The sequence below is a fragment of the Paenibacillus sp. S-38 genome (assembly GCF_049942825.1).
Classification (GTDB): Bacteria; Bacillota; Bacilli; order Paenibacillales; family NBRC-103111; genus Paenibacillus_G.
Window position 1 is genome coordinate 1,086,169 of the sequence record NZ_CP187970.1, and the last position, 25,616, is coordinate 1,111,784.

Consider the following 25,616-nt stretch of genomic DNA (forward strand, 5'->3'; position numbering starts at 1 on the left):
CGTGACAGCAGCAACCGACAAGAAGTATGAAACGGTCATCGGACTTGAGGTGCACGTCGAACTGCATACCCAGTCCAAAATTTTCTGCGGCTGCTCCACCGCATTCGGGGCTCCGGCGAACACGCATACGTGTCCCGTCTGTCTCGGTCACCCGGGCGTGCTGCCCGTCCTGAACAAGCAGGCGGTAGAGTACGCGATGAAGGCGTCCATGGCGCTGAACTGCCAGGTGGCGACGGAGAGCAAGTTTGACCGCAAAAATTATTTTTACCCGGACTCCCCGAAGGCTTACCAGATCTCCCAGTATGACAAGCCGGTCGGTGAGCACGGCTGGATCGATATCGAAGTGAACGGCGAGACGAAGCGTATCGGCATTACCCGCGTTCACCTCGAAGAAGACGCCGGCAAGCTGACGCACGTGGACGGCGGCTATGCGTCACTCGTCGATTTCAACCGCGTCGGCACGCCGCTTATCGAGATCGTCTCGGAGCCGGATCTGCGTTCGCCGGAGGAAGCCCGCGCTTATCTCGAGAAAATCCGTGCGATCATGCAGTACTGTGATGTGTCCGACGTGAAGATGGAAGAGGGCTCGCTTCGCTGCGACGCGAACATCTCCCTGCGGCCTTACGGGCAGGAGAAGTTCGGCACGAAGGCCGAGCTCAAGAACATGAACTCGTTCCGCGGCGTTCAGCGCGGTCTGGAGTATGAAGAGTGGCGCCAGGCCGATCTGCTGGAGAGCGGCGGCGAAGTGGTGCAGGAGACGCGCCGCTGGGACGAAGCCCAGGGCAAGACGCTCAGCATGCGCGGCAAGGAACAGGCGCATGATTACCGCTACTTCCCGGATCCGGACCTCGTGGCGTTGCACATCAGCGATGAGTGGAAGGAGCGCGTGCGCGCTTCGATTCCGGAGCTGCCGGATGCCCGCAAAAAGCGCTATGTCAGCGAGTACAGCCTGCCGAGCTACGATGCCGAGGTCATTACCTCGCAGATGAAGCTGGCGGACTTCTTCGAGGAGAGCCTGAAGTACACGCAGGACGCCAAAGCGGTGTCGAACTGGATTATGGGCGAGCTGCTCGGTTATCTGAATGCGAACGGGCTGGAGCTCGAAGACGTGAAGATCACGGGCAAGGGCCTCGGCGAGATGATCGGCTTGATCGAGAAGGGCACGATCTCGAGCAAGATCGCCAAGACCGTGTTCAAAGCGATGCTGGAGTCGGGCAAGGCTCCTCAAGTGATCGTAGAAGAGCAGGGGCTTGTGCAGATCAGCGACGAAGGCGCCATTGCGGCTATCGTCGATACGATCATTGCGAACAACCCGCAGTCGGTAGCCGATTACAAGGCGGGCAAGGAGAAGGCGGTCGGCTTCCTGGTCGGACAGGCCATGAAGGAAACCAAAGGCAAGGCCAATCCGGGCATGCTCAATAAGCTGATTCTGGAGAAGCTGAACGGAGCATAATCATAACATTTGAAGAAGTGGTATACCCGCTGGAGAGGGGCGCAAGCCTTTGTCCGGTCAGGGATACCACTTTTTTGAAAATCATAGACTATATATCGCCAGTGCTCGATTCTCTGACAAAACCATTCGCAGACGCTCGTTTCGCGCTGAAGGATCGGAGGCTTCGGGATGTTGCGTAACATCGACCTAAATAAGATGTCGGAGGTGCTTCCGCTGCTGGAGCTCCAGCAGACGGCCTATCGCCTCGAAGCGGAACTGATGGGCATGCAGGAGGCCCCGCCGCTGCTTGATTCCCCTTCCACGCTCAAGGACTCCGGAGAGTCCTTTTTCGGATACTATGAAGGTGACCGGCTCGTTGGGGCCGGAGCCTGCAAACAGTGCCGCAAAGAATTCTTCATCTGCCGCATGATGGTTCATCCCGATTTTTTCCGGCGGGGGATCGCCTCCCGGCTTCTTCAGCATATGGAGTCGTTCGCTCCGCCAGGCATGCCTATTCGCGTCGCCACCGGGACGAAGAACGAGCCGGCGGTTAAGCTCTACGAGAAGCATGGCTATGTGCCCGACAAGGTCCATGTCGTCGCACCCGGTGTTACTTTGACGCAGTTTCAGAAATAACATAAGCCTCCAGATCGGGCGTGCAGCCGTCAATGCTGCGATTCTTCAGCCGGCCTTCCTCCAGTTCGAGGAACAGCCGGCTGCCGTCTTTGGCCGTATAACCTACCGAGAGCGAGCCCGGGCGGGACTTCTCCCACACAGGGGAGCCGTCTTTCTTCTCCACAAACGCCGCCCATTCGGCCCCTGTCTGAATGTCGAGCAGGACGGCTTCCCGGGCGGACAGGACCTCCAGAACCACTCCCCCGGCTCCGTCTGCCAAGGGAGAGGACAGGGAGAGACGGTCGGCCTTCTCGTTCACGGTGTACTCGTGCAGCAGGCTGAAGGAGACGAAGATGCCGCACTCCAGCCTGGCCGTACCGCCGCGAGGCGTGAGATGCCATTCTTCCTTAGGCAGGCAGCCTGCGAGGAAATCCGCCGCCCCATCAGAGCTGCCGCCGGGGAGCGACCACAGCTGAATCACCGTGCCGCGGTGGAAGAGGACTTCCCCATACGGGCTGGCGTGACGGTCGTCCCCCTCCCGGTATCCCGCGCCGGGGTGGAAGAAGTAGAGCTGGTTCACTGATCCCGCCGATGGCAAATTCTGATGAGCGGTACAGGTACGTGTGCGCCCATGCTTCAGGAGTTCCGTCCGCACCGGCGAACCCGATCCGGCGCCGGATCTCATGCGGCTCCAGGACAGCCGCTTGCTGCCGTACCGCCTCCGATACCTCGTAAGTGAACAGAGCAGCCCCTTCCAGCCTGGGGAAGGCCAGGGGAGCGGAGAAATCACCGAATTGAATATAATCATGAGCCGTGTTCGTATCTTTCGGGGCGTCGTGCGGCCAGACTCTCGAACGGGCGCCGGCCCAAGCTCCGGGCACATAGGCTTCGGCTCGGAGGATCCAGAGCCTCTCAAGCAGCTGCGCGGCCAGATGCTTTGCTTCCGGGTCCTCCGCAAGCTCCCAGACGCACGTAAAGGCCTGGATCCAGTGCCAGTGCCAGGGAAGGCTGCCGTACTCTTTGAATCCGAAGCGCCCCAGGTGCTCCAGGAGGTGCCGGGCGCACGCTTTGCCTTCCTGCAGGAGGGACGAGTCCGAGAACCTTTCGCCGAGCAGGAGCTTCTGTGCCGTATGCTTCACTTCATGGTGGTTCAAGGCATGAAGTCCATGCCTGTAGACCGGGCTCCGGTACAAGTGCTCGACAGAGGCGCTCATCATGTTTGCCAAATCTTCAGGAAGTCTGGAGCGGTACCGGTCATAGAATAAAAGGAGCAGACAGCCCATCAGCTCGACAGGAAGCGGATGAGGCCTTGCTGCGGCGGGGGTGTCTCCCAGGTTCAGCGGCCAGTGACCGTACGTTTCGCTGGAGGGGTCGCGGTCCTGAAGGAGCAGCACCCTCTCTAACACGCCGGCTGCGAGCTGCAGGCCTCTGCTGCGGCGGGATGGCTCCCAGGACTGCGCACCGTCCGCTGCATAGGCGAATAAATGTGTCGCAAAATAAAAGTTGTCGCGCAGATCGGAGTGAAACCACAATCCGCTGTGGAGCAGAGGAAGTGCCAAGGCGCTTTCCGCGGCTTGCCGCAGTACCTGCCGTCTTCTCTGCTGAACCGTTGTTCCGAACGTCATGAGAATCCCGCTTTCCTGAAACGTACATGCATTTCGAAAGAAATAGAATATTTAAACGTTTCATTTTTTTATTTCCATAGTCTACTAAGCCTGTCGGTCTGTCAATGATTTTTTGGGGCGGGATTCCGCAGGTAAGGGCGCCGGTATGGTACAATGAAATTTCAACATCCAGAAGGAGGCGACTGCTTATGCACGATCCCTGGTCTATCGATTATTTTCATATCACCCTGCGGCTCATCTTGGCGGTGCTGCTTGGCGGTATTATCGGTTTCGAAAGGGAACAGAGCAGTCATGCGGCGGGTCTGCGTACGCATATTCTCGTCTGCCTCGGCTCTACGCTGGTCATGCTTCTCTCCATGTACGGCTTCTCCGAGTTCGCCAGACTGGATAATGTCCGCCTCGATCCGGCCCGCCTGGCCGCGCAGGTGATCAGCGGGATCGGCTTCCTCGGTGCGGGAACCATTCTCTATACGGGCAAGACGATTACGGGACTGACGACAGCCGCCTCTTTGTGGGTTGTGGCTGCGATCGGTCTTGCGAACGGCGCGGGGTTTTACTATGCCGCCGGCTTGGCCTGCGTTCTCTCTCTGATCAGCCTGTTTGTGCTGAATTTGGTGGAGAAAAAATATTTTCGTGCCAAGAAGCTGCGCCATTTTAAGCTCGTGGCCTTGGACCGGCCCAGTCTCATCGGGCAGATCTCCGGGCTGCTCGGCAGGGACGGCAACACGATACAAAAGCTTTCTGTGGAGGAAGTATCGACAGAGGAAGAGGAACAGCTCCTGATTCACTTCACCGTACGGCTCAGCAAAGAGGCGAAGATTGCCGATACGGTCGAAGATTTGAAGCATTTGTCCGGTGTACGATCGGTGTCCTGCGATTAATGGAGGAGTCCCCTTGCCAGAGGAACGCAAAATTTTTTGCGCTGGGTGAAGGGGGCTTTTGTTTTGCGGCGTCTAACAGATTGTATAACGAAAAGGCAGGGCGGTGAATCGATGGAAGACATGACGGATGAACAGCTGGTCGACCTGGTCCGTCAGCACGATGAGGATGCGTATCGGATACTCATGGAGCGTCATAAGGACTATATCTATACGCTGATCTATCGTATGGTCGAACATCGGGAAACCGCCGAGGATTTGACACAGGAAGTGTTCATCAAGCTCTTCCGGAATCTGGACCGGTTCCGCGGCGATGCCCAGCTGAAGACCTGGCTCTACCGGCTGACCGTCAATCTCGTGACGGATTACCGCAGATCCAGGAAGCGACGGCCCGTAGAAGCGATTCTCGATAAAGTAAAGGGCTGGTTCGGCGACCGTGGGGATGAACCGGAAGCCCGGCTGCTTCAGTCGGAGGACCGGCAGACGGTTCAGAGCCTGCTCGCTGCACTGCCCGACAAGTATAAGCTGATTCTGTATCTGTATCACTACAAGCAGTTGTCCTATCAAGAAATCTCGGACGCCACGGGGCTGGGCCTCAAGACGGTGGAGACCCGGCTGTACCGCGGCAAGTCGCTGCTCAAGGAAAAATGGCTGGAGGTGCGAGGTCATGAACATCATGCATCCGAACGAAAAAGAACTGCAACACTACCTGAATAAACATATGACCGACCTGGAGAACCGGCGCATCCGGCGCCATCTGTCAAGCTGCCCTCCATGCCGAAGAAAGCTCTCCGCCCTGCTCGCCGTGGAGCTTGAGCTTGCCGAACTGCCGGTGCTTGAGGCCCCGGCTGACCTGACGACCCGCGTGATGTCCGCTCTCCGCAAGGTGCCTCATCCCGAAGCCGAAGGTCCGCCAGGCAGACGTCATGACGCACATGCCGCCGGGCAGGCGAAGCCCTACTGGAGGAGAGAGCTTTTCCACGGGGCCATTGCCATGGTCGCAACGCTCATGTTCGTGTCCTCGGGGCTCGTCGGCCGGCTGGCGGCGCTGGATTCCGACCGGCTGGAGGCCGGCGTCCGGCAGGGCGCCTTGGTCTGGCTGCAGACCGTCCAAACGTTTTCGCACCATTTGCTGTCCTAAGGAGGCGCTCCCCTATGATTGAACATCCTGATCACCCGCATCGGCGGGAGGAAGACCAAGAGGAACAATTTTTGAGAGAACGGATGGAGAGGTGGAACGGAAAAGGTGCGGCGCACGAACCTTTCGACCCCTTTTATCCGCCCCGGCGGTTGAAGAACAAGTGGATTGCTGGCCTGCTTTCGTTCCTTGTACCGGGAACGGGGCAGCTGTACCTCGGGCTCATGCAGCGGGGGATGGGCATGATGCTGCTCTTCATCATGAACATTTTCGCCATTGTTTTCTTTGCCGTCAACGAGGAGATGAACATTCCGCTGGTCGTGCTGTTCTCGCTGCTTGTGCCCGTCATTTATTTTTACAATATCTTCGATGCCCTGCAGCAGACCGACCGGATCAATGGGTATGGTGCACCGCTATCCTTCGGCCGCGCGGAAGAGCAGGATCCCTTGGCTGCACCCGGACTCGGGCGTTCCCAGGCGGGGGGCCGCAGCTTCGGGTATCTGCTGATTGGCGCTGGGGCGCTCCTGTTTTTGACCGCAGGCAAGCCGGAGTGGCTGAACCGCGTGATGGAGCTGCTCGGCACCTCCGCGGGGGCGCTGATCTTGATCGGGGCAGGCCTGTATATGCTCATTAAAGAAACCTTGAAAAAGTAAGGGGAGAACCTTATGCATAAGGCCGGCCGTTTTACAGCAGCGCTGCTGCTCATTGGCGTAGGGACGGCTGTCATTGCCGACAAAACCATGGGAACCTCGTGGATCCCAAGGCTTGCTGATTGGTGGCCTGTGCTGTTCATTACGCTGGGGGTCGAATATATCCTGTACAACCGCAGGGGAGCCGAGCAGCCCATTCGATTGGATGTGGGAGGCTTGATCTTCGCGGTCATTCTCTCCGCCGTCGTTGTAGCCGGGACCCAGCCTTCTGAGCTGTTTCGAAATTGGGATGGTTTCCGTCTGGCGGAGTCGTTCGTTGAGGATTCGGATGCGAAACGTGTGGATAAAGAGCTCATGCGCATTCCTCTGGAGACCAGCGTCGAAACCCTGACGGTCGAAAACCGGCTGGGAAGTGTCAAGCTGCAGCAGGGTGGGAGCGCTCAAGTGGAGGCACTCCTTTCGGTTCATGTTAAAGGGGACGATGTGACGGAAGCCAGGCAGATCGCGGATTCGTCCCAATTGATTGTTCAGACGGCCGGCAAGTCGCTTGTGCTGAAGATAGCCAGGATGGAGGAGAAAGGTCTGGTGTGGCTGGAGAATAAACCGCGGGTCGACCTGACCTTAACCTTACCTTCCGATCACCCTCTGAATGTGGAGCTGGCCCTTGAGAATGGCAGTATTGAAGCGGCAGACCTGCCGCTCAAGCAGTGGATGCGGGGGGAGACGACCAACGGTTCGATTACGCTCACAGGGGTGAAGGGGGACCTGGAGCTACGGACTTCGAATGGCAGGGTCGAGGCCGGCAATACGCAGGGAACCCTTACGCTGCAGAGCACCAATGGGCGGATTGAAGTGAAGGAGCATAACGGCGATGCCCTTCTTCGCACGACGAACGGAAAACTGAGCGCAAGCTCCGTTACCGGCAGTCTCGAGGCTGTCACAACGAATGGAACGATTGAAGCGGAAGAGGTAAGCTTGGGCTTCAAAGCTCATACGACGAATGGTACGATCGAGGCTTCCTCGGAAGAGGTGGGCGGTGATTGGGATATCCGTACCAGCAATGGTAAGATTAAGCTTGGTCTTCCCGCGGAAGGGGATTACCGGGTGGAGAGCGCGGGCAAGCACAGCCGTGTTGAAAGTCAGCTTCCGTTTACCGTACAGGACGATACCGTTCAGGGTGTCGTAGGAACCGGCAGGCACACGGTTCGGCTTGAGACGAACGGATCGGTGACTCTGGAAGAGGCTCATTGACAACTTGATGGAAGTCCGGGTAGAATTAAAAGATATACCTTCTTGAAATATGGCGGTGAACACCATGAACCATCGATTGGAAGAAGCGCTGAATACCCTGAAGACCATGGGCGTCCGTATGACTCCACAGAGACACGCCATTTTGTCCTACCTGCTCAGTACCATGGGGCATCCGACGGCGGATGAGATCTATAAGGCTTTGTCTCCCCGGTTTCCCAGCATGAGTGTGGCTACGGTTTATAATAATCTTAAAGTTTTTATAGAAGCGAAGCTTGTCCGCGAGATGACGTATGGAGATCAGTCCAGCCGTTTTGATGCGGATCTCTCAGACCACTACCACTGCCTGTGCGAACAATGCGGCAAATTAGTTGACTTTGCTTATGAGCCGCTGCATGAGCTCGAAGAGGTTGCTGGAGCGATGACGGGATTTCAGGTGAAGAGTCACCGGGTCGAGTTGTACGGCGTTTGTGCGGACTGTGCGCAATCGGGTAGTGCGAAAGTGTAATCATAAGGTGAGGACGTATCCGGTTAGCCGCTGTAGAGCGGGGCGGATGCGTCTTTTTCTTTTGCAGAATCGTCTATACAAAGAAGAACGCAGAGTAGAAAGGGTGACCCCTGAGAGTGGGCATGGACGGTGTAGTAAGAAAGAGACGCAGCAGAACTCCGTGGAGACTCGCGCTGCTCGCGCTGCTGTGCGGCGCACTTCTCGGAACGTACGTATGGATGCGGTATGTGCCCAGCTTCCTCCACGAGAAGCCGGATTTTCACGGCGTGGAGAAGCCCGTGTTTCATCAGGGAACACAGCTTGAGCTGGGGGCGATGGGGAGCCAGGACAGCTTGAAGCTGGCGCTGGATACGGTTAAAGAAACGATTGATGACGCACTGATCTATGAATCCTCCAGCGATTCTGCCATTATTACAACCGAGGATAAAGTAGTTCGTCTGCGCACCAGCGAGCTGACAGCCAGGATCAATGAGAAGCCTTTTCAGCTCCGTTTTCCGATGGTGAAGTCGGAGGAAGGGACCCTCTATCTACCGATGGATCCGTTGAAAGAGCTGTACGGGATTGACCTTAGGGAATCGGAAGAAACCGGTGCCGTCATCCTGCTTAAACCCGGCGAAGAACTGCAATGGCATAAGACCGTTTCGTGGCCCGATAAGCCCGATCGTACGATCAAGATGCGGAGTGCGCCGACGGTCAAAGCGGCCATATACAGGGACCTTCCTCAAGGTGAGCGGGTAATCGTCTGGGGGGAGGAAGGCGACTGGTACCGGATTCAGCTGGTCAATGGGTACATAGGCTATGTGCCGAAAGATACGTTGGTCGAGGACGGGAAGGAAACGCTCCCGGAGCCCAAGCCGGCACCCAAATTTGAGCCTCAAAAGCCGCTGCAGGGTCCTATTCATGTGACCTGGGAGCATGTGCTGACGAAGAACCCGGATACAGCGGCCATCGGTCCTATGCCCGGTCTGGATGTGATCTCGCCTACATGGTTTCACATTCAGGACGGAGAGGGGAACTTGAAGAACCTGGGCGATGCGGCTTATGCCAATTGGGCCCATGAGCGAGGGTATCATATTTGGGGACTCTTCAGTAACGGCTTCGATCCCAAACGGACCACCGAGGCATTGTCCACCTATGACAAACGGATGAAAATGATCAAGCAGCTTCTGTCCTACGCCGCACTGTATAAACTGCAGGGAATCAATATTGACTTTGAGAATGTCAATCTGTCGGACAAGCAGAACTTAGTCCAGTTCGTCCGCGAGCTGACGCCGCTGCTGCATGAACAGGGACTTGTCGTTTCGATGGATGTGACCCCGCGGTCGGAAAGCGCCAATTGGTCCAAATTCTATGACCGCAAGGCGCTGGCCCAAACCATCGATTACATGATGCTGATGGCCTATGATGAGCATTGGGACAGCAGTCCGGTGGCTGGGTCCGTAGCCTCGCTTCCCTGGGTGGAGAAGTCGCTTCTCGGGCTGCTGGAGGAGGATGAAGTTCCACCTTCCAAGCTGATCCTGGGCATCCCTTTTTACACACGGGTCTGGACGGAGACCGTCAAGAACGGCAAGACGGAAGTCGATGCGAAATCCGTATACATGGATATGCCGCAGCGGATCACGAAGGAGAAGAAGCTGACGCAGACTTTCTCCAAGGAGACGGGACAGAACTATATTGAATACAAGGAAGACGGCAAGCGCAACCGGATCTGGATCGAAGACGAAACCTCCGTGAAAGCCCGCGTGGCCTTAGCCCAGAAGTACAAATTGGCCGGCGTCGCCTCATGGCGCAGGGGATATGAGAATCCCGGAACCTGGGAGTGGATCCGCAGTACGCTGAAACCTTAAGCGGATCCGTCGCTAAAAAGCAGAGGGCTGTCCCCTAAGTAGGAACTCTACTTAGGGGACAGCCCTCTTTTTGCCTATTTACAGCGTACTGCCGGTTCCTGCGGGATCGTGCTTCGGATCGAGCGACAGAATCGTTTTGCAGTACATGCAGCGGTCCGTTTTGCCGAGAATCTTGGTTGGTCTGCCGCATTCGGGGCATTCCACCACCGTCGCACTTGTGGACATCATGCCTGCCGCAAAATAAATCCCCATGGATACCAGCATGGCAATGGCGCCGACCACCATACTGACCGCGGCGATCCACCGGCCTGCAATGCCCCAATCGAATACGATGCCGGCGAGCCCAACGATCATCAGGGCCATGCCGCCCATGGTCAGCAGCAGTCCCCAGAGGCGGAATTCGTTCACTTTACTGGATTTTAATCTCATGCCCATTCACTACTTTCATGCGAGATATAGAAGTTTGTGAGGTTTGTCATCGAACGATGGCAGGAAACCGCGTGTCAATGTAGAACTAAACAATATCGAACTATGTGTCCTATTGTCAGGAGGCTTTCTCGTTCATGGAATCCATTAAAAAAGATTGGGTGCAGCGGTTCCGGCAGGACCAGACGGTAATCAGCGTTTCAGCGGTGGACAACCCTTCTTCGTTTTCGGCCGTAACCGACGGATTCGATATCTTGCTGTTGATCGTCTGCCGCGACAATGAGCGCAGCCACCAACAGATTCATTATATAAGAGACGACCGGCGTATACAAGAACGTTGGGTCAGTCCGGATACGCTTACCGATTTGATTCTTCATGGAGAACACCGGAACATTATCTATTGGATTCTAAAAGGGGAGATTCTATTGGACCGGGAGATGTACCTGGAGAGTTTGCGGCACAAAGTCCTTGAATTCCCCGTCGATCTCAGGGAGCATAAGCTGCTGATCGAATTCTCCAAGTTCTTAAGAAGCTATCTTCAGAGTAAGGAATACATTCTCGAAGACCATCTACTCGATGCCTATAATAATATTCTGGAAGCCCTGCATCACTGGGCCCATATTGTCATTATCGAATCCGGCAGTCATCCCGAAGTTACGGTATGGCGCCAGGTAAAGAACATCAATCCGGGTGTGTACAAGCTGTACGAAGAACTGACGCTCAGCAAGGAAACGCTGAAGCAGCGGGTCCAGCTGGTTCTGCTCGCCTGCGAATTCTCCATCATGTCGAAGATGGAACGGTGCTGCAAGCTTCTGCTTGAAGTACTGGCCAGCCGCGAGGAGGCCTGGAGTCTGCAGGAGCTGCAGCAGCAGCCCAAATTGGCGGAAATCCGCACCGAGCTTCCGCTGCTCATGAACAAACTCGTGAAGAAGTCGCTCGCCAAGGAAGTGGCTTATACGATGGATGAAGAACTGACACTGCTTGAGCTGAGATATAAGGATGTTAAAAGCGCAAACGTGTGATATAATGGCAGCAACAACCAAATAGCCACTAGGGGAGCCTCTATCATGCGGGGCTGAGAAAAAGAAGCGGATTCTTTGACCCTTGGAACCTGATACGGCAGCCCGCAGAGTAGGGGCGTCACTGGATTATGCCAGCGTAGGGAAGTGGTCGAATGCTAGCAATCTGTATGGCCGCATAACGCCATGTTGACATTCGGTCAGCCCTGCTCCGGGCTGGCCTTTTTTTGTTGTCCGGCTACGGCCAAAGGGGGGTGAAGCAGTGAATCTGATTGTAAACGGGGAATCGAGAGAAGTAGAGGGCGCGGCGACGGTTGCGGAGCTGCTGTCCGCATTTAAGCTGCAGAACAAGATTCTGGTGGTTGAATTGAACCGCGAGATTGTAGACCGCAGCCGATACGAGGAAGCCAAGCTGAACGACGGCGACCGAATTGAGATTGTCCACTTTGTCGGCGGGGGCTGACAGACTGACCAGTACAGGGGGAAATGAACATGAATGAAACATTGAAGATTGGACCTTATGAATTTAGATCGAGATTGCTGCTGGGCACAGGTAAATTTAATGATCTGGGGGTGCAGAGCAGGGCGGTGCAGGCATCTGGGGCGGAAGTCCTAACCTTTGCGATTCGTCGTCTGCCCATCGATAACCCGGATGCACCGAACTTTTTGGAAACACTGGAGCTTAAAAACTTCACTCTGCTGCCGAATACGGCGGGGGCTTATTCGGTCGAAGAGGCTGTCCGGATCGCGCGGCTTGCCAAGGCGACCGGATTATGCGACATGATTAAGGTGGAAGTGATCGGTGATCCGCGTACGCTGCTTCCCGACCCTGTCGGAACCTTGGAGGCGACCAAGATCCTGGTAGAGGAAGGTTTTATTGTTCTTCCGTATACTTCCGATGACCCTATTCTGGCACGCAAACTTCAGGAGGCGGGAGCGGCCGCTGTCATGCCCGGTGCTTCCCCGATCGGTTCCGGCCAAGGCATCATCAACCCTAACTATCTGCGCTTTATCATTGAGGAAGCCAAGGTACCCGTTATTGTAGATGCAGGTATTGGAGGACCGGCGGATGCTGCTCTTGCCATGGAGCTCGGAGCGGATGGGGTTCTGCTCAACACTGCTGTAGCAGGGGCGGAGGATCCGGTATTGATGGCGGAAGCCTTTAAGCTTGCAGTAGAAGCGGGACGCAAAGGGTTTCTCGCAGGGCGGATTCCGAAGAAGCGCTATGCTTCGGCCAGCAGCCCTGAGATTGGAATGATTGAGTAGAACAAGGGAATGATAACGAATATCGGCCGTGTATGGGAGTCCATCGCGGCTTATCTTTTTTTGTTTACAAAAGCTTGACATCTAAAAACGGGATATGATAAATTAACTCTCGCCGCTTCAAACGGCTTGTCCGAGTGAGTGAAGGTAAGCCGCAAGCCAAAAATAATTTCTAAAAAAAGCTTGCATTTGAATAGGCAACTGTGATACATTATAAAAGTCGCCGCTAAACGAGGTGACAGCAAACGACAAAACTTCAAATGTTTGTAAATGAGGATTTGTTGTAGGTTTGCCCTTTGAAAACTGAACAACGAGTGAGTGTTAAATATAGAGACTCAGCGATGAGTTTCTGCCAAGCTTCAAAATGAGTCATCAGCTTTTCTTTAATGGAGAGTTTGATCCTGGCTCAGGACGAACGCTGGCGGCGTGCCTAATACATGCAAGTCGAGCGGAGCACTTCGGTGCTTAGCGGCGGACGGGTGAGTAACACGTAGGCAACCTGCCTGTAAGATCGGGATAACTACCGGAAACGGTAGCTAAGACCGGATAGCTGGTTTCGGTGCATGCCGGAATCATGAAACACGGGGCAACCTGTGGCTTACGGATGGGCCTGCGGCGCATTAGCTAGTTGGCGGGGTAATGGCCCACCAAGGCGACGATGCGTAGCCGACCTGAGAGGGTGATCGGCCACACTGGGACTGAGACACGGCCCAGACTCCTACGGGAGGCAGCAGTAGGGAATCTTCCGCAATGGGCGCAAGCCTGACGGAGCAACGCCGCGTGAGTGATGAAGGTTTTCGGATCGTAAAGCTCTGTTGCCAGGGAAGAATGTCGTGGAGAGTAACTGCTCTGCGAATGACGGTACCTGAGAAGAAAGCCCCGGCTAACTACGTGCCAGCAGCCGCGGTAATACGTAGGGGGCAAGCGTTGTCCGGAATTATTGGGCGTAAAGCGCGCGCAGGCGGTTTTTTAAGTCTGGTGTTTAAGCCCGGGGCTCAACCCCGGTTCGCACCGGAAACTGGAAGACTTGAGTGCAGGAGAGGAAAGCGGAATTCCACGTGTAGCGGTGAAATGCGTAGAGATGTGGAGGAACACCAGTGGCGAAGGCGGCTTTCTGGACTGTAACTGACGCTGAGGCGCGAAAGCGTGGGGAGCAAACAGGATTAGATACCCTGGTAGTCCACGCCGTAAACGATGAGTGCTAGGTGTTAGGGGTTTCGATACCCTTGGTGCCGAAGTAAACACAATAAGCACTCCGCCTGGGGAGTACGCTCGCAAGAGTGAAACTCAAAGGAATTGACGGGGACCCGCACAAGCAGTGGAGTATGTGGTTTAATTCGAAGCAACGCGAAGAACCTTACCAGGTCTTGACATCCCTCTGAAAGCCCTAGAGATAGGGTCCTCCTTCGGGACAGAGGAGACAGGTGGTGCATGGTTGTCGTCAGCTCGTGTCGTGAGATGTTGGGTTAAGTCCCGCAACGAGCGCAACCCTTGACTTTAGTTGCCAGCATTAAGTTGGGCACTCTAGAGTGACTGCCGGTGACAAACCGGAGGAAGGTGGGGATGACGTCAAATCATCATGCCCCTTATGACCTGGGCTACACACGTACTACAATGGCCGGTACAACGGGAAGCGAAGTCGCGAGATGGAGCGAATCCTTAGAAGCCGGTCTCAGTTCGGATTGCAGGCTGCAACTCGCCTGCATGAAGTCGGAATTGCTAGTAATCGCGGATCAGCATGCCGCGGTGAATACGTTCCCGGGTCTTGTACACACCGCCCGTCACACCACGAGAGTTTACAACACCCGAAGCCGGTGGGGTAACCCGCAAGGGGGCCAGCCGTCGAAGGTGGGGTAGATGATTGGGGTGAAGTCGTAACAAGGTAGCCGTATCGGAAGGTGCGGCTGGATCACCTCCTTTCTATGGAGATCATGGCCATGAAGATGGCCGGATCAAATCGGCAGCGCAAGCTGCATCAACCGCGTATGCGGGACACTCACTCGTGTTCAGTTTTGAAAGGTGCAATACCTTTCAACAAGATATTCTTTCGTTTGGTGATGATGGCGGAAGGGAACCACGCGTACCCATCCCGAACACGAACGTTAAGCCTTCCAGCGTCGATGGTACTTGGACCGCAGGGTCCTGGGAGAGTAGAACGTCGCCAAGCGAACCCATTCATTTGGGTTTGAATATCTTTTTTTCTATGGGCCCTTAGCTCAGCTGGTTAGAGCGCACCCCTGATAAGGGTGAGGTCGGTGGTTCGAGTCCACTAGGGCCCACCATATAATTATATATTGCCATGGGGCCATAGCTCAGCTGGGAGAGCGCCTGCCTTGCAAGCAGGAGGTCAGCGGTTCGATCCCGCTTGGCTCCACCATTTTAATGCTCTACAATCCACCACGGTCGATGCCGTGATGAATTGCAATATTGTTCCTTGAAAACTGGATATACGAAACAAACTAGCTGAAGTAATCTAATGTTTTATCTTTATAGCTGCTAGCGATGTATTTCGTTTTTGGAAGCGACCTTTATGCGAAGCATAACGGAGCGCAAAACGAAACTACGAGCATTTGGTTAAGCTATTAAGAGCACACGGAGGATGCCTAGGCACCAGGAGCCGAAGAAGGACGTGGCGAACAACGATAATGCCTCGGGGAGCCGTAAGCAGGCTTTGATCCGGGGATGTCCGAATGGGGAAACCCACATGTGGTAATTCGCATGTACCATGCAGTGAATACATAGCTGCATCGGAGGCAGACGAGGGGAACTGAAACATCTAAGTACCCTCAGGAAAAGAAAACAATAGTGATTCCGTCAGTAGCGGCGAGCGAAAGCGGAGAAGCCCAAACCAAGGAGCTTGCTCCTTGGGGTTGTAGGACGTCAATGTGGGTTAAGCAGAGTAGGCGAACAGGTCTGGAAAGGCCGGCCAGAGTGGGTAAAAGCCCCGTAACCGAAATTCTGCGAACACCCTAGACGGATCCTGAGTACCGCGAGACACGTGAAACCTCGTGGGAAACCGGCAGGACCATCTGCCAAGGCTAAATACTCCCTGGTGACCGATAGTGAAGCAGTACCGTGAGGGAAAGGTGAAAAGAACCGCGGGAGCGGAGTGAAAAAGAACCTGAAACCGTGTGCTTACAAGAAGTCAGAGCTCGTTAATGAGTGATGGCGTGCCTTTTGTAGAATGAACCGGCGAGTTACGTTCCCGTGCGAGGTTAAGGTGAGAAGCCGCAGCCGCAGCGAAAGCGAGTCTGAATAGGGCGAATGAGTACGTGGACGTAGACCCGAAACCGTGTGATCTACCCCTGTCCAGGGTGAAGGTGCGGTAACACGCACTGGAGGCCCGAACCCACGAATGTTGAAAAATTCGGGGATGAGGTGGGGGTAGCGGAGAAATTCCAATCGAACTCGGAGATAGCTGGTTCTCCCCGAAATAGCTTTAGGGCTAGCCTCGGGTTAGCGTTGCGGAGGTAAAGCACTGATTGGGTGCGGGGCCCGCCAAGGGTTACCAAGTCCAGTCAAACTCTGAATGCCGCAAACGTGATGCCCGGGAGTCAGACAGTGAGTGCTAAGATCCATTGTCAAGAGGGAAACAGCCCAGATCATCAGCTAAGGTCCCCAAGTGTGTGTTAAGTGGGAAAGGATGTGGAGTTGCACAGACAACCAGGATGTTGGCTTAGAAGCAGCCACCATTGAAAGAGTGCGTAATAGCTCACTGGTCGAGTGACTCTGCGCCGAAAATGTAACGGGGCTAAACACACCACCGAAGCTATGACTAGATATCTATGATATCCTGGGGTAGGGGAGCGTTGTATGCGGGTTGAAGGTTGATCGTGAGGACAGCTGGACTGCATACAAGTGAGAATGCCGGTATGAGTAACGAAAAGATCAGTGAGAATCTGATCCGCCGAAAGCCTAAGGGTTCCTGAGGAAGGCTCGTCCGCTCAGGGTAAGTCGGGACCTAAGGCGAGGCCGAAAGGCGTAGTCGAAGGACAACAGGTTGAAATTCCTGTACCACCGTGAACCGTTATGAGCGATGGGGTGACGCAGAAGGATAGTGACGCGAGCTGATGGATGCTCGTCCAAGCAGTGAGGCTGATGTGCAGGCAAATCCGCGCATCGTAAGGCTGAGCTGTGATGGGGAGGGAAACTTAAGTACCGAAGGTCATGAGTTCAGGCTGCCAAGAAAAGCCTCTAGCCAGGGAGAAGGTGCCCGTACCGCAAACCGACACAGGTAGGCGAGCAGAGCATGCTAAGGCGCGCGGAAGAACTCTCGTTAAGGAACTCGGCAAAATGACCCCGTAACTTCGGGAGAAGGGGTGCCTCGGTAGGGTGAATAGCCCGAGGGGGCCGCAGTGAAAAGGCCCAAGCGACTGTTTAGCAAAAACACAGGTCTGTGCGAAGCCGCAAGGCGAAGTATACGGGCTGACGCCTGCCCGGTGCTGGAAGGTTAAGGGGAGCGGTTAGGGGTAACCCGAAGCTGTGAACCGAAGCCCCAGTAAACGGCGGCCGTAACTATAACGGTCCTAAGGTAGCGAAATTCCTTGTCAGGTAAATTCTGACCCGCACGAATGGCGTAACGACTTGGGCGCTGTCTCGACGAGAGATCCGGTGAAATTTTAATACCTGTGAAGATGCAGGTTACCCGCGACAAGACGGAAAGACCCCATGGAGCTTTACTGCAGCTTGATATTGGACTTTGGTACGATCTGTACAGGATAGGTGGGAGCCTGAGAAGCCTGAGCGCCAGCTTGGGTGGAGGCGCCGTTGGGATACCACCCTGATCGTATCGGAGTTCTAACCTGGTACCGTGATCCGGTGCGGGGACAGTGTCAGGTGGGCAGTTTGACTGGGGCGGTCGCCTCCTAAAGCGTAACGGAGGCGCCCCAAGGTTCCCTCAGAATGGTTGGAAATCATTCGAAGAGTGCAAAGGCATAAGGGAGCTTGACTGCGAGACAAACAGGTCGAGCAGGGACGAAAGTCGGGCTTAGTGATCCGGTGGTACCGAATGGAAGGGCCATCGCTCAACGGATAAAAGCTACCCTGGGGATAACAGGCTTATCTCCCCCAAGAGTCCACATCGACGGGGAGGTTTGGCACCTCGATGTCGGCTCATCGCATCCTGGGGCTGAAGTAGGTCCCAAGGGTTGGGCTGTTCGCCCATTAAAGCGGTACGCGAGCTGGGTTCAGAACGTCGTGAGACAGTTCGGTCCCTATCTGTCGCGGGCGCAGGAAATTTGAGAGGAGCTGTCCTTAGTACGAGAGGACCGGGATGGACGTACCGCTGGTGTACCAGTTGTTCCGCCAGGAGCACGGCTGGATAGCCAAGTACGGACGGGATAAGCGCTGAAAGCATCTAAGCGTGAAGCCCCCCTCAAGATGAGATTTCCCAGTATGTAAGACCCCTTGTAGACGACGAGGTTGATAGGTTCGGGGTGGAAGCGCGGCAACGTGTGGAGCTGACGAATACTAATCGGTCGAGGGCTTATCCACAAGCTTCCGCAAGGAAGCGGCAGCAGTAATGTAGATGTTAGGTTTTTAGCTAGCGAGTGAGGATATATCATAGTGACCTTTGTGCGAAAGCACAACGGAACGCAAAATGATATACCCGAACGACCGTTTCGTATCCAGTTTTCAAGGTGCAAGCCTTGATCAGTTATTCCCTGATAGCTCAGTTGGTAGAGCACTCGACTGTTAATCGAGTTGTCACAGGTTCGAGTCCTGTTCGGGGAGCCATTTCTTGGAGAGGTGTCCGAGCTGGCCGAAGGAGCACGATTGGAAATCGTGTAGGCGTCACAAGCGTCTCGAGGGTTCGAATCCCTCTCTCTCCGTAGCATTACCTTTAGGTTTATTGCAATTACCATTGGTTCGGCCCGTTGGTCAAGGGGTTAAGACACCTCCCTTTCACGGAGGTAACAGGGGTTCGAATCCCCTACGGGTCATCTTTATCCCATGGAGGCTTAGCTCAGCTGGGAGAGCATCTGCCTTACAAGCAGAGGGTCGGCGGTTCGATCCCGTCAGCCTCCACCATAATGATTTTACTGACGCGGGGTGGAGCAGCCCGGTAGCTCGTCGGGCTCATAACCCGAAGGCCGCAGGTTCAAATCCTGCCCCCGCAACCAATTTTCCTAGTGTGGAGCCGTGGTGTAGAGGCCTAACATGCCTGCCTGTCACGCAGGAGACCGCGGGTTCGAATCCCGTCGGCTCCGCCATTTACTTTTCTCGTGAAGTAAGATATAATGCTGTTATGTTTTAGAAGGCTCGGTAGCTCAGTCGGTAGAGCAGAGGACTGAAAATCCTCGTGTCGGCGGTTCGATTCCGTCCCGAGCCACCATTATGCCGCTGTAGCTCAATTGGTAGAGCAACTGACTTGTAATCAGTAGGTTGGGGGTTCAAGTCCTCTCGGCGGCACCATGTAATTTCATACGGAGGCTTAGCGAAGTGGCCAAACGCAGCAGACTGTAAATCTGTTCTCGTACGAGTTCGGTGGTTCGAATCCATCAGCCTCCACCAGTTTTTATAGGGGCATAGTTTAAAGGTAGAACAAAGGTCTCCAAAACCTTTGGTGTGGGTTCGATTCCTGCTGCCCCTGTTTTCCTGCCATGGCGGTCGTGGCGAAGTGGTTAACGCACCGGTTTGTGGATCCGGCATTCGAGGGTTCAATTCCCTTCGACCGCCCCATATCTTTTGAAAGAATTCAAGCATTGGGGATTAGCCAAGCGGTAAGGCAACGGACTTTGACTCCGTCATGCCTAGGTTCGAATCCTAGATCCCCAGTTTTATTATGCGGAAGTGGCTCAGCGGTAGAGCATCGCCTTGCCAAGGCGAGGGTCGCGGGTTCGATTCCCGTCTTCCGCTCCATTTAAGTACCGAGGCGCCATAGCCAAGTGGTAAGGCAGAGCTCTGCAAAAGCTTTACCCCCAGTTCGAGTCTGGGTGGCGCCTCCATTTTTTATTCGCCGGAGTGGCGGAATCGGCAGACGCACAGGACTTAAAATCCTGCGGTGGGTGACCACCGTACCAGTTCAAGTCTGGTCTTCGGCACCACTCCATCGTTTATAGTTTGTGCCCTTAGCTCAGCTGGATAGAGCGTTTGACTACGAATCAAAAGGTCAGGAGTTCGAATCTCTTAGGGCACGCCACTAGCCGGTATGGCGGAATTGGCAGACGCGCGCGACTCAAAATCGTGAGGGAAACCGTGTGGGTTCGAGTCCCTCTACCGGCATCACCGAAAGCTTAGAAGACATCAAGTCTTCTAAGCTTTTTTGTTTATTCTGCGGATATACAAAGGGACCCTCGGTTTAGCAAATTTAGGATCAGGCGCTCGCTGGACTGGATTAGAATCGTAGAAAAAGGGAGGAAGAATTGACATGACGAAGATCGAAGATGGAGCGGTCGTGCTTTTTCAAGGGGATAGTATTACCGACTGCGGAAGGAACCGATACAATGGTCATGACCTCGGTGTAGGTTATGCCTTGATGGCTGCCGCACGCTTCGGGCACCTGTACCCACAAAAGGAAGTTCGTTTCCTGAATAGAGGGATTGGTGGCAATCGTGTCGTTGACCTGCTTGGGCGGTGGCAGGAGGATTGCATGGAACTCAAACCTACTGGGTATCCATCTACATAGGAATCAATGATACGTGGCGACGTTATGATCGCGATGACCTGACGTCTACGGAATTGTTTGCTGAGCGTTATCGCCAACTGATCGTACAGACCAAAGAACAGCTGAACGCCAAAATAATTTTGATCGAGCCCTTTGTTCTTCCGGTCCCCGAAGACCGCCGGAATTGGAGAGAGGACCTGGATTCGAAGATCCAAGCTGTACGGCAGTTGGCGAGCGAGTTTCAGACACTATACGTCCCGTTGGATGGCCTGTTTGCCGCTGCGAGTGCACAGACTTCACCGGCCTACTGGGCACCGGATGGAGTTCACCCCTCTCCTGCGGGACATGCGCTTATTGCGGATGCGTGGTTGAAGGCTGTGCAAGCGTAAGAGGAGCGGCAGTTATCTAAATTCGGTATCCCTGTTTCACGAACCCTTCTGGGGAAGAGAAAACAGGCAAGAGAACTCTTTTGCGAAAATGGAGTTCTCTTTTTGTTCAAATATAAAAAATTATATCTCGCCGCGGCTCGATCCCCTCATCTTATATTTCTTATAAACGCGCCTCGTCCGTAAAGGACGGCGAAGCCGTTATCTTGTGTGCTTAAGCTGCAGGTCGTGGGCGTGCTCGAAAACGGGCGAGATGTATGGGCCCTCCAGATGGTTGGCGGGGGAACGGCCACCTGAGGAGAGGATGCGCGGCGGTCCAATAAGGAATCGGATCTCAGTGAACTGTCATTTGCCTTAGCTTGTTGAATACAGAGGGATTGTGCAGAAGTAGATGTCATCGCAGCCGCGTGCTAAAAAGCGATCCGGCTAGGAGGAGGTGAATCCCTCCCAGATCATTTTGATGGCGACTAGGATAAATGTTATCCGAAGCACCCACATCAGCTTCCGAGAGCTGAGGCGGCTTGCGATCAGTGCACCTAGCCAGCCGCCTATGATGGCGGTAGGAGCCAGGCCGGCAACCATCCACAGATTCACCTCGCCGAGTCCCAGGTGAGTCAGGCTTCCGAGAACCGAGGAAAGCAGGATCACAAACATGGAGGTCGCTGTGGCCACATGGGGCGGATAACGGAAAAGCAGCACCATGGCCGGCACGAACAGTGACCCGCCGCCGATCCCGAAAAGCCCCGAGATGAAGCCCACGGCGAGACCAATGCAGAGAGCAGGCAGGACGCTGTAGCCGTACTGAAAGGTTTGGCCTTGTCCATCTGTGTAGGTCCGTTCAATAGACCATTGAATGTTGATGGGCTTCATAGCATCTCTAAGAATCAGTAGTATAGCCATGAAGAGCATGAAGATCCCGAAGCTGAGCTGGAACGATGACGCATCAACGAACTGTGTAACATAGGAGCCCAGCATGGCTCCCGGGCCGCAGGTTAGAAAATAGAGCCAGCCGCTTTTAAAATCGACACGCTTTTGCTTCATGAAGGTTAAGGTTGAAGAGAGCGCGGTGAAAATGAGTACTGCCAGGGACGTCCCCACGGCTGTAGCAACGGAAATGGATTCACCGACGAAAAAAGGTCCCAGGTACACCAGGGCCGGTACGATAATAATCCCGCCACCAAGCCCAACCAAACTGCCGAATGTGGCTGAGAGAAGACCGACAGCGGTAAAGAATAGAATGTTCACGCGAGTCGCCTGCTTTCCCTTTGTGTAGAGTCAAACATATACAGGCTATTGTACTGTAGGAAATCAGCGGCGGCAAACCACGGCATGCCAATAGGAAGGCAACGGCATGGGGGCGTCGGAAGGTAGTCGGAGGAGTGTCACTGTCGCTGGCAAAAGGGCTCCATAGGCAGCTCAAAGGCAGAGATGGCTGTCAGCAGGTAGAAAAGTCAGAGGTGCTGTATCGCAGGGGGGGATATACGCAGGCTAGTCGGTAGTAAGGGCAGAGGAATGTCCTGTCACTAGGCAAAAAGGGCTCCATAGGCAGTTCAAAGGCAGAGATGGCTGTCAGCAGGTAGAAAAGTCTGAGGTGCTGTATCGCAGGGGGGATATACGCAGGCTAGTCGGTAGTAAGGGCATAGGAATGTCCTGTCATTGGCAAAAGGGCTCCATAGGCAGCCCAATGGCAGAGATGGTCGTCAGTACGGCAGAAAAGGCTGAGGTGCTATATTGCAGGCAAGTATATACGTAGGCCAGTCGGCAGTAAAGGGCATAGGTGTGTCACTAGGTAAAAAGGGCACCAAAGGCAGCTCAAAGGCAGAGATGCTATCAGCAGGTAGAAAAGGCGAAAGGGTACTATATCGCAGGCAGGTAAACACAGGCCTGGTGGCAGTAAAAGGGCAATGGTGCCGGCATGTAGTAGAGGCATGATGTACTGCTAACATGTTCTGATAGCAGGAAGCCAGAAGGGAAGAGTCGATGTACCTTTGGCAGCTCAGCGGGCGGTAGAGGGCAGAGGTGTTAGGGGAAGAGATACGGCAGCAGGAGAGAGGTAGAGGGGTGACGACTAGATAGACACATAGAGTTGTATCGCCAAGCAGGAACTGAAGAGGTGCATAGGCACCGTGACATAAGGGGAAACAGGACAGCAGAGATGGAACAGGCAAAAGCGCCTCAACAATTCCTGCTGAGGCGCCAGTACGGCGTGACTATTGATAAATAGTGAACTTCAGGGCAGGGAAACGATTAGGCCCTCATGGCTGCTTCGCTCTGCACCTGGCCGAAGATAGGTTTGTTAGGCAGATAGTGGTTGGACTGGATAAAGCGGATGGTCCGCGTTTTGGCCCGCATGACGATGGAGTGGGTCTCGGCCCGGTTGCCGGGCTGGTAGCGCACTCCGCTGAGGATTTCGCCCGGCGTGATGCCGGTTGCCGCAAAGATGACGTCGTCCGTACCCACCATGTCTTCCATGGTAAGGATGCGGTGCGGGTCGGTCAGGCCCATGGCAATGCAGCGGTTCTCCTCCTCCTGGGAGGACGGGCGCAGCCTGCCCTGCAGCTCGCCGCCAAGGCAGCGAAGCGCCGCGGCCGCAATGACGCCTTCGGGGGCGCCGCCGGAGCCCACATAAAGGTCGATGCCCGAATCGGCCATGGCCGGCGCCATCGCGCCCGCTACGTCCCCGTCGCTGAGGAGCTTGATCCGAACGCCGACGCGGCGCAGAATATCGATCTGCTGACGGTGCCTGTCACGGTCGAGGATCATGACGGTCAGGTTGCTGAGCGGCTTGCCGAGCAGCCCTGCAGCTTTGGTCAGCGTCGTCTCCAGCGGATCTTCCAGGCTGAGACGGCCTGCGAGCTCCGGTCCCACCGCGAGCTTATCCATATACATATCCGGCGCGTGGAGCAGGTTTCCTTTGCCGGCGATAGCGAGAACGGCGAGGGCATTATTCAGTCCCTTCGCAACGAGCTCGGTTCCCTCAAGAGGATCTACCGCAACATCAACCTCGGGCCCCGTTCCGTTGCCGACTTGTTCCCCAATGTAGAGCATGGGGGCCTCGTCCATCTCGCCTTCCCCGATGACGACGGTTCCCCGGATCGAAACCGTATCGAACATAGCCCGCATAGCGGCTGTTGCGGCCCCGTCCGCGCCGATCTTATCCCCTCGTCCCATCCATCCGGCAGCCGACAGCGCGGCCAATTCCGTAATGCGTACGAACTCCAGTGCCAGTTCTCTCTCCATCCCGAACTCCACCTTTCGGCAATATGTGGTCTTTTATGTTTAAATAGAGTATATTAAATAAAGTTATAATGCGCAATAATTAATTGTTAATTTTATATGAAGTCACATATATAAAGAAATATGATTACGGCCCCCAGGAGGTTCTATGAGAAGGTAGCACTTTTTGGTACAATCGTTACAGAAAGCCGCAAAGGGACCGCCAATGCCGCTGAAGATCGTAAGGAGGGACCGGTCATCGAACTGACTGCGCGCCAATTGCAAATTGTAGAGCTTGTCAAAAAACATGCGCCGATTACCGGCGAAGGAATAGCTGAAATGCTGGGATTAAGCCGTCCGACCCTGCGCTCGGACCTTGCTCTGCTTGTTATGCTGGGGCTTGTAGATGCGAAGCCCAAGGTCGGATATACGCCGGGCTCGGCCGTATCGGCCGGATCGCAGGCGGGCCGCAAGCTGCTCGGCCTGAAGGTAAGTGAAGTGCAGGCGATGCCTGTGATCGTACGCGAGACCGCTTCGGTGAACGATGCGGTGGTCTCGCTTTTTCTGGAGAATGTGGGGAGCCTGATCGTCGTGGATGAGGAGGGCTGTCTGTCGGGTGTCATCTCCCGAAAAGACCTGCTCAAAGTAACGCTAGGGAATCCGGGGGCTTCGACCATGCCGGTATCGATGGCGATGACACGGGGGGCGAATGTCGTACATGTCTCTCCCGACGACTCGGTGATCGATGCGGCCCGAAAGATGATCCATCATCAGGTGGACTCTCTGCCGGTTGTCGTGCCGTCGAAAGCCGATCCGGTCAATGGGAGAAACCGATGGGATGTTGTCGGCCGGATGACCAAGACGATCATGACGCAAATCCTGCTTGACCTCGTAGCAGACCGTTAGGGATAAGTAAAGGAGAAGAAACCGGATGAAGGAAGAGCAGCTGTATGAGATCACGATCTGTTCGGATGCCCTGGGGGAGACGGCTGAGGCGGTCGTCCGGGCGACGATGCGCCAGTTCGACGCGCACCAGGTCCGGACCAAACGGATCTCCCACATCAAGACGGAGGATGAAATCCGGGCCATCATGGAAGAAGCGGCCAGCCGCGGCGGCTTCGTAGCTTATACGCTCGTTCAGCCGGAGCTGCGCGAGATGATGAAGGAAGAGGCAATCCGGCTTGGCGTACGGGCGGTCGATGTAATGGGGCCGATGATGGAGGCCTTCATCGACACTTGGGGGGACGCGCCGAAGCGCAAGCCGGGTCTGCTGCACCAGCTCGACGAAGACTATTTCCGCCGGGTAGAGGCGGTAGAGTTCGCCGTAAAGTGTGATGACGGGCGGGATACGGGGGCTCTGCTGAAAGCGCAGCTGGTTCTTATCGGGGTGTCGCGTACTTCGAAGACGCCGCTGAGTATTTTTTTGGCGCACAAGGGGATTAAGGTGTCGAATCTGCCGCTGGTTCCGGAGGTGAAGCTGCCGAGGGAGCTCTTCCTGCTGCCGAGCTCGCGGATCGTGGGACTGACGATGGATGCGGAGAAATTGTACAAGATCCGCACCGAGCGCCTGAAGGCGGTCGGCCTGCCGTTCGGCTCCAAGTATGCGGAGCTCGACCGCATCCAGGAAGAGCTGCAGTATGCCGAAGACTTGATGAAGCAGGTCGGCTGCCTGGTGGTCAACGTGACGGACCGGGCGATCGAGGAGACGGCCGGACTGATTATGGACTACCTGCAGAGGTAACGGAGAGTGGATGCAAGA

At 55.1% G+C, this 25,616-nt stretch carries 19 protein-coding genes, 19 tRNA genes, 3 rRNA genes, 1 pseudogene and 1 riboswitch; of the genes and pseudogenes, 37 read left to right on the forward strand and 5 right to left on the reverse strand.

The features are described from left to right. Window position 1 precedes the first annotated feature (1 nt). Window positions 2-1,453, forward strand: coding sequence for an Asp-tRNA(Asn)/Glu-tRNA(Gln) amidotransferase subunit GatB (gene gatB, locus ACP26L_RS05060; protein WP_426451482.1), 1,452 nt, complete (start codon window positions 2-4; stop codon window positions 1,451-1,453). Between the two features lie 168 nt (window positions 1,454-1,621). Continuing rightward, window positions 1,622-2,068, forward strand: a complete 447-nt coding sequence (locus ACP26L_RS05065; protein WP_426451483.1) for a GNAT family N-acetyltransferase — start codon at window positions 1,622-1,624, stop codon at window positions 2,066-2,068. On the opposite strand, the gene ACP26L_RS05070 is transcribed toward ACP26L_RS05065, so the two are convergent. Both ACP26L_RS05070 and ACP26L_RS05075 read right to left on the reverse strand, forming a co-directional pair. Beyond that, on the reverse strand, window positions 2,043-2,528 hold the full coding sequence (locus ACP26L_RS05070; protein WP_426451484.1) for a hypothetical protein: 486 nt from the start codon (window positions 2,526-2,528) through the stop codon (window positions 2,043-2,045). The genes ACP26L_RS05065 and ACP26L_RS05070 overlap by 26 nt on opposite strands. Beyond that, window positions 2,491-3,672: a hypothetical protein gene (locus tag ACP26L_RS05075; protein ID WP_426451485.1), complete on the reverse strand. Its 1,182-nt coding sequence runs from the start codon at window positions 3,670-3,672 to the stop codon at window positions 2,491-2,493. Before ACP26L_RS05075 ends, ACP26L_RS05070 begins: the two co-directional genes overlap by 38 nt. A 188-nt stretch (window positions 3,673-3,860) precedes the next feature. Between ACP26L_RS05075 and ACP26L_RS05080 the strand changes: the two genes are divergently transcribed. From ACP26L_RS05080 to ACP26L_RS05110, 7 genes are all read left to right on the forward strand, one after another. After that, window positions 3,861-4,553 (forward strand): MgtC/SapB family protein, encoded by a 693-nt coding sequence (locus ACP26L_RS05080; protein WP_426451486.1) that lies wholly within the window; start codon window positions 3,861-3,863, stop codon window positions 4,551-4,553. A 120-nt stretch (window positions 4,554-4,673) separates the two neighbouring features. Beyond that, window positions 4,674-5,267 (forward strand): RNA polymerase sigma factor, encoded by a 594-nt coding sequence (locus tag ACP26L_RS05085; RefSeq protein ID WP_426451487.1) that lies wholly within the window; start codon window positions 4,674-4,676, stop codon window positions 5,265-5,267. Further along, on the forward strand, window positions 5,218-5,691 hold the full coding sequence (locus tag ACP26L_RS05090) for an anti-sigma factor family protein (protein ID WP_426451488.1): 474 nt from the start codon (window positions 5,218-5,220) through the stop codon (window positions 5,689-5,691). Before ACP26L_RS05085 ends, ACP26L_RS05090 begins: the two co-directional genes overlap by 50 nt. A gap of 14 nt (window positions 5,692-5,705) precedes the next feature. Continuing rightward, window positions 5,706-6,341 carry a hypothetical protein gene (locus tag ACP26L_RS05095; protein ID WP_426451489.1) on the forward strand — a complete coding sequence of 212 codons (636 nt, stop codon included), beginning with the start codon at window positions 5,706-5,708 and terminating at the stop codon, window positions 6,339-6,341. A 12-nt stretch (window positions 6,342-6,353) separates the two neighbouring features. After that, window positions 6,354-7,589, forward strand: a complete 1,236-nt coding sequence (locus tag ACP26L_RS05100; RefSeq protein ID WP_426451490.1) for a DUF4097 family beta strand repeat-containing protein — start codon at window positions 6,354-6,356, stop codon at window positions 7,587-7,589. A gap of 64 nt (window positions 7,590-7,653) precedes the next feature. Then, window positions 7,654-8,094, forward strand: a complete 441-nt coding sequence (locus ACP26L_RS05105; protein WP_426451491.1) for a Fur family transcriptional regulator — start codon at window positions 7,654-7,656, stop codon at window positions 8,092-8,094. Window positions 8,095-8,216: 122 nt separating this feature from the next. Then, window positions 8,217-9,941: a glycosyl hydrolase family 18 protein gene (locus ACP26L_RS05110; protein WP_426451492.1), complete on the forward strand. Its 1,725-nt coding sequence runs from the start codon at window positions 8,217-8,219 to the stop codon at window positions 9,939-9,941. 78 nt (window positions 9,942-10,019) lie between these two features. On the opposite strand, the gene ACP26L_RS05115 is transcribed toward ACP26L_RS05110, so the two are convergent. Further along, entirely contained in the window at window positions 10,020-10,370 is a 351-nt protein-coding gene (locus tag ACP26L_RS05115; protein ID WP_426454825.1) for a DUF2614 family zinc ribbon-containing protein, read from the reverse strand. A 134-nt stretch (window positions 10,371-10,504) separates the two neighbouring features. Here ACP26L_RS05115 and ACP26L_RS05120 point away from each other — a divergent pair, with 134 nt between their 5' ends. The 26 genes and pseudogenes from ACP26L_RS05120 to ACP26L_RS05245 all read left to right on the forward strand — a co-directional run bounded on the left by ACP26L_RS05120 (window position 10,505) and on the right by ACP26L_RS05245 (window position 20,644). Then, the gene (locus ACP26L_RS05120) at window positions 10,505-11,389 is read left to right on the forward strand and encodes a nucleotidyltransferase-like protein (protein WP_426451493.1); all 885 of its coding nucleotides are present in this window, start codon (window positions 10,505-10,507) and stop codon (window positions 11,387-11,389) included. Between the two features lie 20 nt (window positions 11,390-11,409). Beyond that, window positions 11,410-11,549, forward strand: a riboswitch (TPP riboswitch). A gap of 99 nt (window positions 11,550-11,648) precedes the next feature. Continuing rightward, window positions 11,649-11,849, forward strand: a complete 201-nt coding sequence (thiS, locus tag ACP26L_RS05125) for a sulfur carrier protein ThiS (RefSeq protein WP_426451494.1) — start codon at window positions 11,649-11,651, stop codon at window positions 11,847-11,849. Window positions 11,850-11,878: 29 nt separating this feature from the next. Next, the gene (locus tag ACP26L_RS05130) at window positions 11,879-12,652 is read left to right on the forward strand and encodes a thiazole synthase (protein ID WP_426451495.1); all 774 of its coding nucleotides are present in this window, start codon (window positions 11,879-11,881) and stop codon (window positions 12,650-12,652) included. Window positions 12,653-13,032: 380 nt separating this feature from the next. Beyond that, window positions 13,033-14,569: ribosomal RNA gene (locus ACP26L_RS05135) — 16S ribosomal RNA — on the forward strand. Window positions 14,570-14,699: 130 nt separating this feature from the next. Further along, window positions 14,700-14,816: ribosomal RNA gene (gene rrf, locus ACP26L_RS05140) — 5S ribosomal RNA — on the forward strand. Between the two features lie 38 nt (window positions 14,817-14,854). Beyond that, window positions 14,855-14,931: transfer RNA gene (locus ACP26L_RS05145), tRNA-Ile, on the forward strand. A 19-nt stretch (window positions 14,932-14,950) separates the two neighbouring features. Next, window positions 14,951-15,026 (forward strand) — tRNA-Ala (locus ACP26L_RS05150). A gap of 195 nt (window positions 15,027-15,221) precedes the next feature. Then, window positions 15,222-18,142: ribosomal RNA gene (locus ACP26L_RS05155) — 23S ribosomal RNA — on the forward strand. Together the 16S, 23S and 5S rRNA genes with 19 tRNA genes alongside form the textbook arrangement of a ribosomal RNA operon. Before the next feature lie 167 nt (window positions 18,143-18,309). Next, a tRNA-Asn gene (locus ACP26L_RS05160) sits at window positions 18,310-18,385 on the forward strand. A 6-nt stretch (window positions 18,386-18,391) separates the two neighbouring features. Further along, window positions 18,392-18,480: transfer RNA gene (locus ACP26L_RS05165), tRNA-Ser, on the forward strand. A 39-nt stretch (window positions 18,481-18,519) separates the two neighbouring features. Beyond that, window positions 18,520-18,591 (forward strand) — tRNA-Glu (locus ACP26L_RS05170). Between the two features lie 12 nt (window positions 18,592-18,603). Beyond that, window positions 18,604-18,679 (forward strand) — tRNA-Val (locus ACP26L_RS05175). 15 nt (window positions 18,680-18,694) lie between these two features. Further along, a tRNA-Met gene (locus ACP26L_RS05180) sits at window positions 18,695-18,771 on the forward strand. A 13-nt stretch (window positions 18,772-18,784) separates the two neighbouring features. Continuing rightward, window positions 18,785-18,861: transfer RNA gene (locus ACP26L_RS05185), tRNA-Asp, on the forward strand. 46 nt (window positions 18,862-18,907) lie between these two features. After that, window positions 18,908-18,983, forward strand: a tRNA-Phe gene (locus ACP26L_RS05190). 4 nt (window positions 18,984-18,987) lie between these two features. Continuing rightward, window positions 18,988-19,063: transfer RNA gene (locus ACP26L_RS05195), tRNA-Thr, on the forward strand. Window positions 19,064-19,076: 13 nt separating this feature from the next. Beyond that, window positions 19,077-19,162: transfer RNA gene (locus tag ACP26L_RS05200), tRNA-Tyr, on the forward strand. 8 nt (window positions 19,163-19,170) lie between these two features. After that, a tRNA-Trp gene (locus ACP26L_RS05205) sits at window positions 19,171-19,241 on the forward strand. A 13-nt stretch (window positions 19,242-19,254) separates the two neighbouring features. After that, window positions 19,255-19,330 (forward strand) — tRNA-His (locus ACP26L_RS05210). A gap of 24 nt (window positions 19,331-19,354) precedes the next feature. Beyond that, window positions 19,355-19,426, forward strand: a tRNA-Gln gene (locus ACP26L_RS05215). Between the two features lie 9 nt (window positions 19,427-19,435). After that, window positions 19,436-19,510: transfer RNA gene (locus ACP26L_RS05220), tRNA-Gly, on the forward strand. Window positions 19,511-19,522: 12 nt separating this feature from the next. Next, window positions 19,523-19,596: transfer RNA gene (locus ACP26L_RS05225), tRNA-Cys, on the forward strand. Between the two features lie 10 nt (window positions 19,597-19,606). Beyond that, window positions 19,607-19,695: transfer RNA gene (locus ACP26L_RS05230), tRNA-Leu, on the forward strand. 18 nt (window positions 19,696-19,713) lie between these two features. Then, window positions 19,714-19,790: transfer RNA gene (locus tag ACP26L_RS05235), tRNA-Arg, on the forward strand. A 3-nt stretch (window positions 19,791-19,793) separates the two neighbouring features. Then, window positions 19,794-19,873 (forward strand) — tRNA-Leu (locus tag ACP26L_RS05240). Between the two features lie 145 nt (window positions 19,874-20,018). After that, window positions 20,019-20,644, forward strand: a pseudogene (locus tag ACP26L_RS05245) (SGNH/GDSL hydrolase family protein). 423 nt (window positions 20,645-21,067) lie between these two features. Here ACP26L_RS05245 and ACP26L_RS05250 read toward each other — a convergent pair. Continuing rightward, the gene (locus ACP26L_RS05250) at window positions 21,068-21,886 is read right to left on the reverse strand and encodes a sulfite exporter TauE/SafE family protein (RefSeq protein ID WP_426451496.1); all 819 of its coding nucleotides are present in this window, start codon (window positions 21,884-21,886) and stop codon (window positions 21,068-21,070) included. 1,002 nt (window positions 21,887-22,888) lie between these two features. Next, window positions 22,889-23,881 (reverse strand): class II fructose-bisphosphatase, encoded by a 993-nt coding sequence (glpX, locus tag ACP26L_RS05255; RefSeq protein ID WP_426451497.1) that lies wholly within the window; start codon window positions 23,879-23,881, stop codon window positions 22,889-22,891. Between the two features lie 255 nt (window positions 23,882-24,136). On the opposite strand from glpX, the gene ACP26L_RS05260 reads away from it, so the two are divergent. Then, complete coding sequence (locus tag ACP26L_RS05260) at window positions 24,137-24,763, forward strand: helix-turn-helix transcriptional regulator (RefSeq protein WP_426451498.1); 627 nt, start codon at window positions 24,137-24,139, stop codon at window positions 24,761-24,763. 25 nt (window positions 24,764-24,788) lie between these two features. Next, window positions 24,789-25,598 (forward strand): pyruvate, water dikinase regulatory protein, encoded by an 810-nt coding sequence (locus ACP26L_RS05265; RefSeq protein ID WP_426451499.1) that lies wholly within the window; start codon window positions 24,789-24,791, stop codon window positions 25,596-25,598. The last annotated feature ends 18 nt before the right edge of the window (window positions 25,599-25,616 follow it).

Bases quoted from the DNA above. Each gene is read 5' to 3' on its own strand.
- ACP26L_RS05065 (WP_426451483.1), top strand. From the start codon at position 1,622: ATGTTGCGTAACATCGACCTAAATAAGATGTCGGAGGTGCTTCCGCTG.
- ACP26L_RS05075 (WP_426451485.1), bottom strand. From the start codon at position 3,672: ATGACGTTCGGAACAACGGTTCAGCAGAGAAGACGGCAGGTACTGCGG.
- ACP26L_RS05080 (WP_426451486.1), top strand. From the start codon at position 3,861: ATGCACGATCCCTGGTCTATCGATTATTTTCATATCACCCTGCGGCTC.
- ACP26L_RS05085 (WP_426451487.1), top strand. From the start codon at position 4,674: ATGACGGATGAACAGCTGGTCGACCTGGTCCGTCAGCACGATGAGGAT.
- ACP26L_RS05090 (WP_426451488.1), top strand. From the start codon at position 5,218: ATGAACATCATGCATCCGAACGAAAAAGAACTGCAACACTACCTGAAT.
- ACP26L_RS05095 (WP_426451489.1), top strand. From the start codon at position 5,706: ATGATTGAACATCCTGATCACCCGCATCGGCGGGAGGAAGACCAAGAG.
- ACP26L_RS05100 (WP_426451490.1), top strand. From the start codon at position 6,354: ATGCATAAGGCCGGCCGTTTTACAGCAGCGCTGCTGCTCATTGGCGTA.
- ACP26L_RS05105 (WP_426451491.1), top strand. From the start codon at position 7,654: ATGAACCATCGATTGGAAGAAGCGCTGAATACCCTGAAGACCATGGGC.
- ACP26L_RS05110 (WP_426451492.1), top strand. From the start codon at position 8,217: ATGGACGGTGTAGTAAGAAAGAGACGCAGCAGAACTCCGTGGAGACTC.
- ACP26L_RS05115 (WP_426454825.1), bottom strand. From the start codon at position 10,370: ATGAGATTAAAATCCAGTAAAGTGAACGAATTCCGCCTCTGGGGACTG.
- ACP26L_RS05120 (WP_426451493.1), top strand. From the start codon at position 10,505: ATGGAATCCATTAAAAAAGATTGGGTGCAGCGGTTCCGGCAGGACCAG.
- ACP26L_RS05130 (WP_426451495.1), top strand. From the start codon at position 11,879: ATGAATGAAACATTGAAGATTGGACCTTATGAATTTAGATCGAGATTG.
- glpX (WP_426451497.1), bottom strand. From the start codon at position 23,881: ATGGAGAGAGAACTGGCACTGGAGTTCGTACGCATTACGGAATTGGCC.
- ACP26L_RS05265 (WP_426451499.1), top strand. From the start codon at position 24,789: ATGAAGGAAGAGCAGCTGTATGAGATCACGATCTGTTCGGATGCCCTG.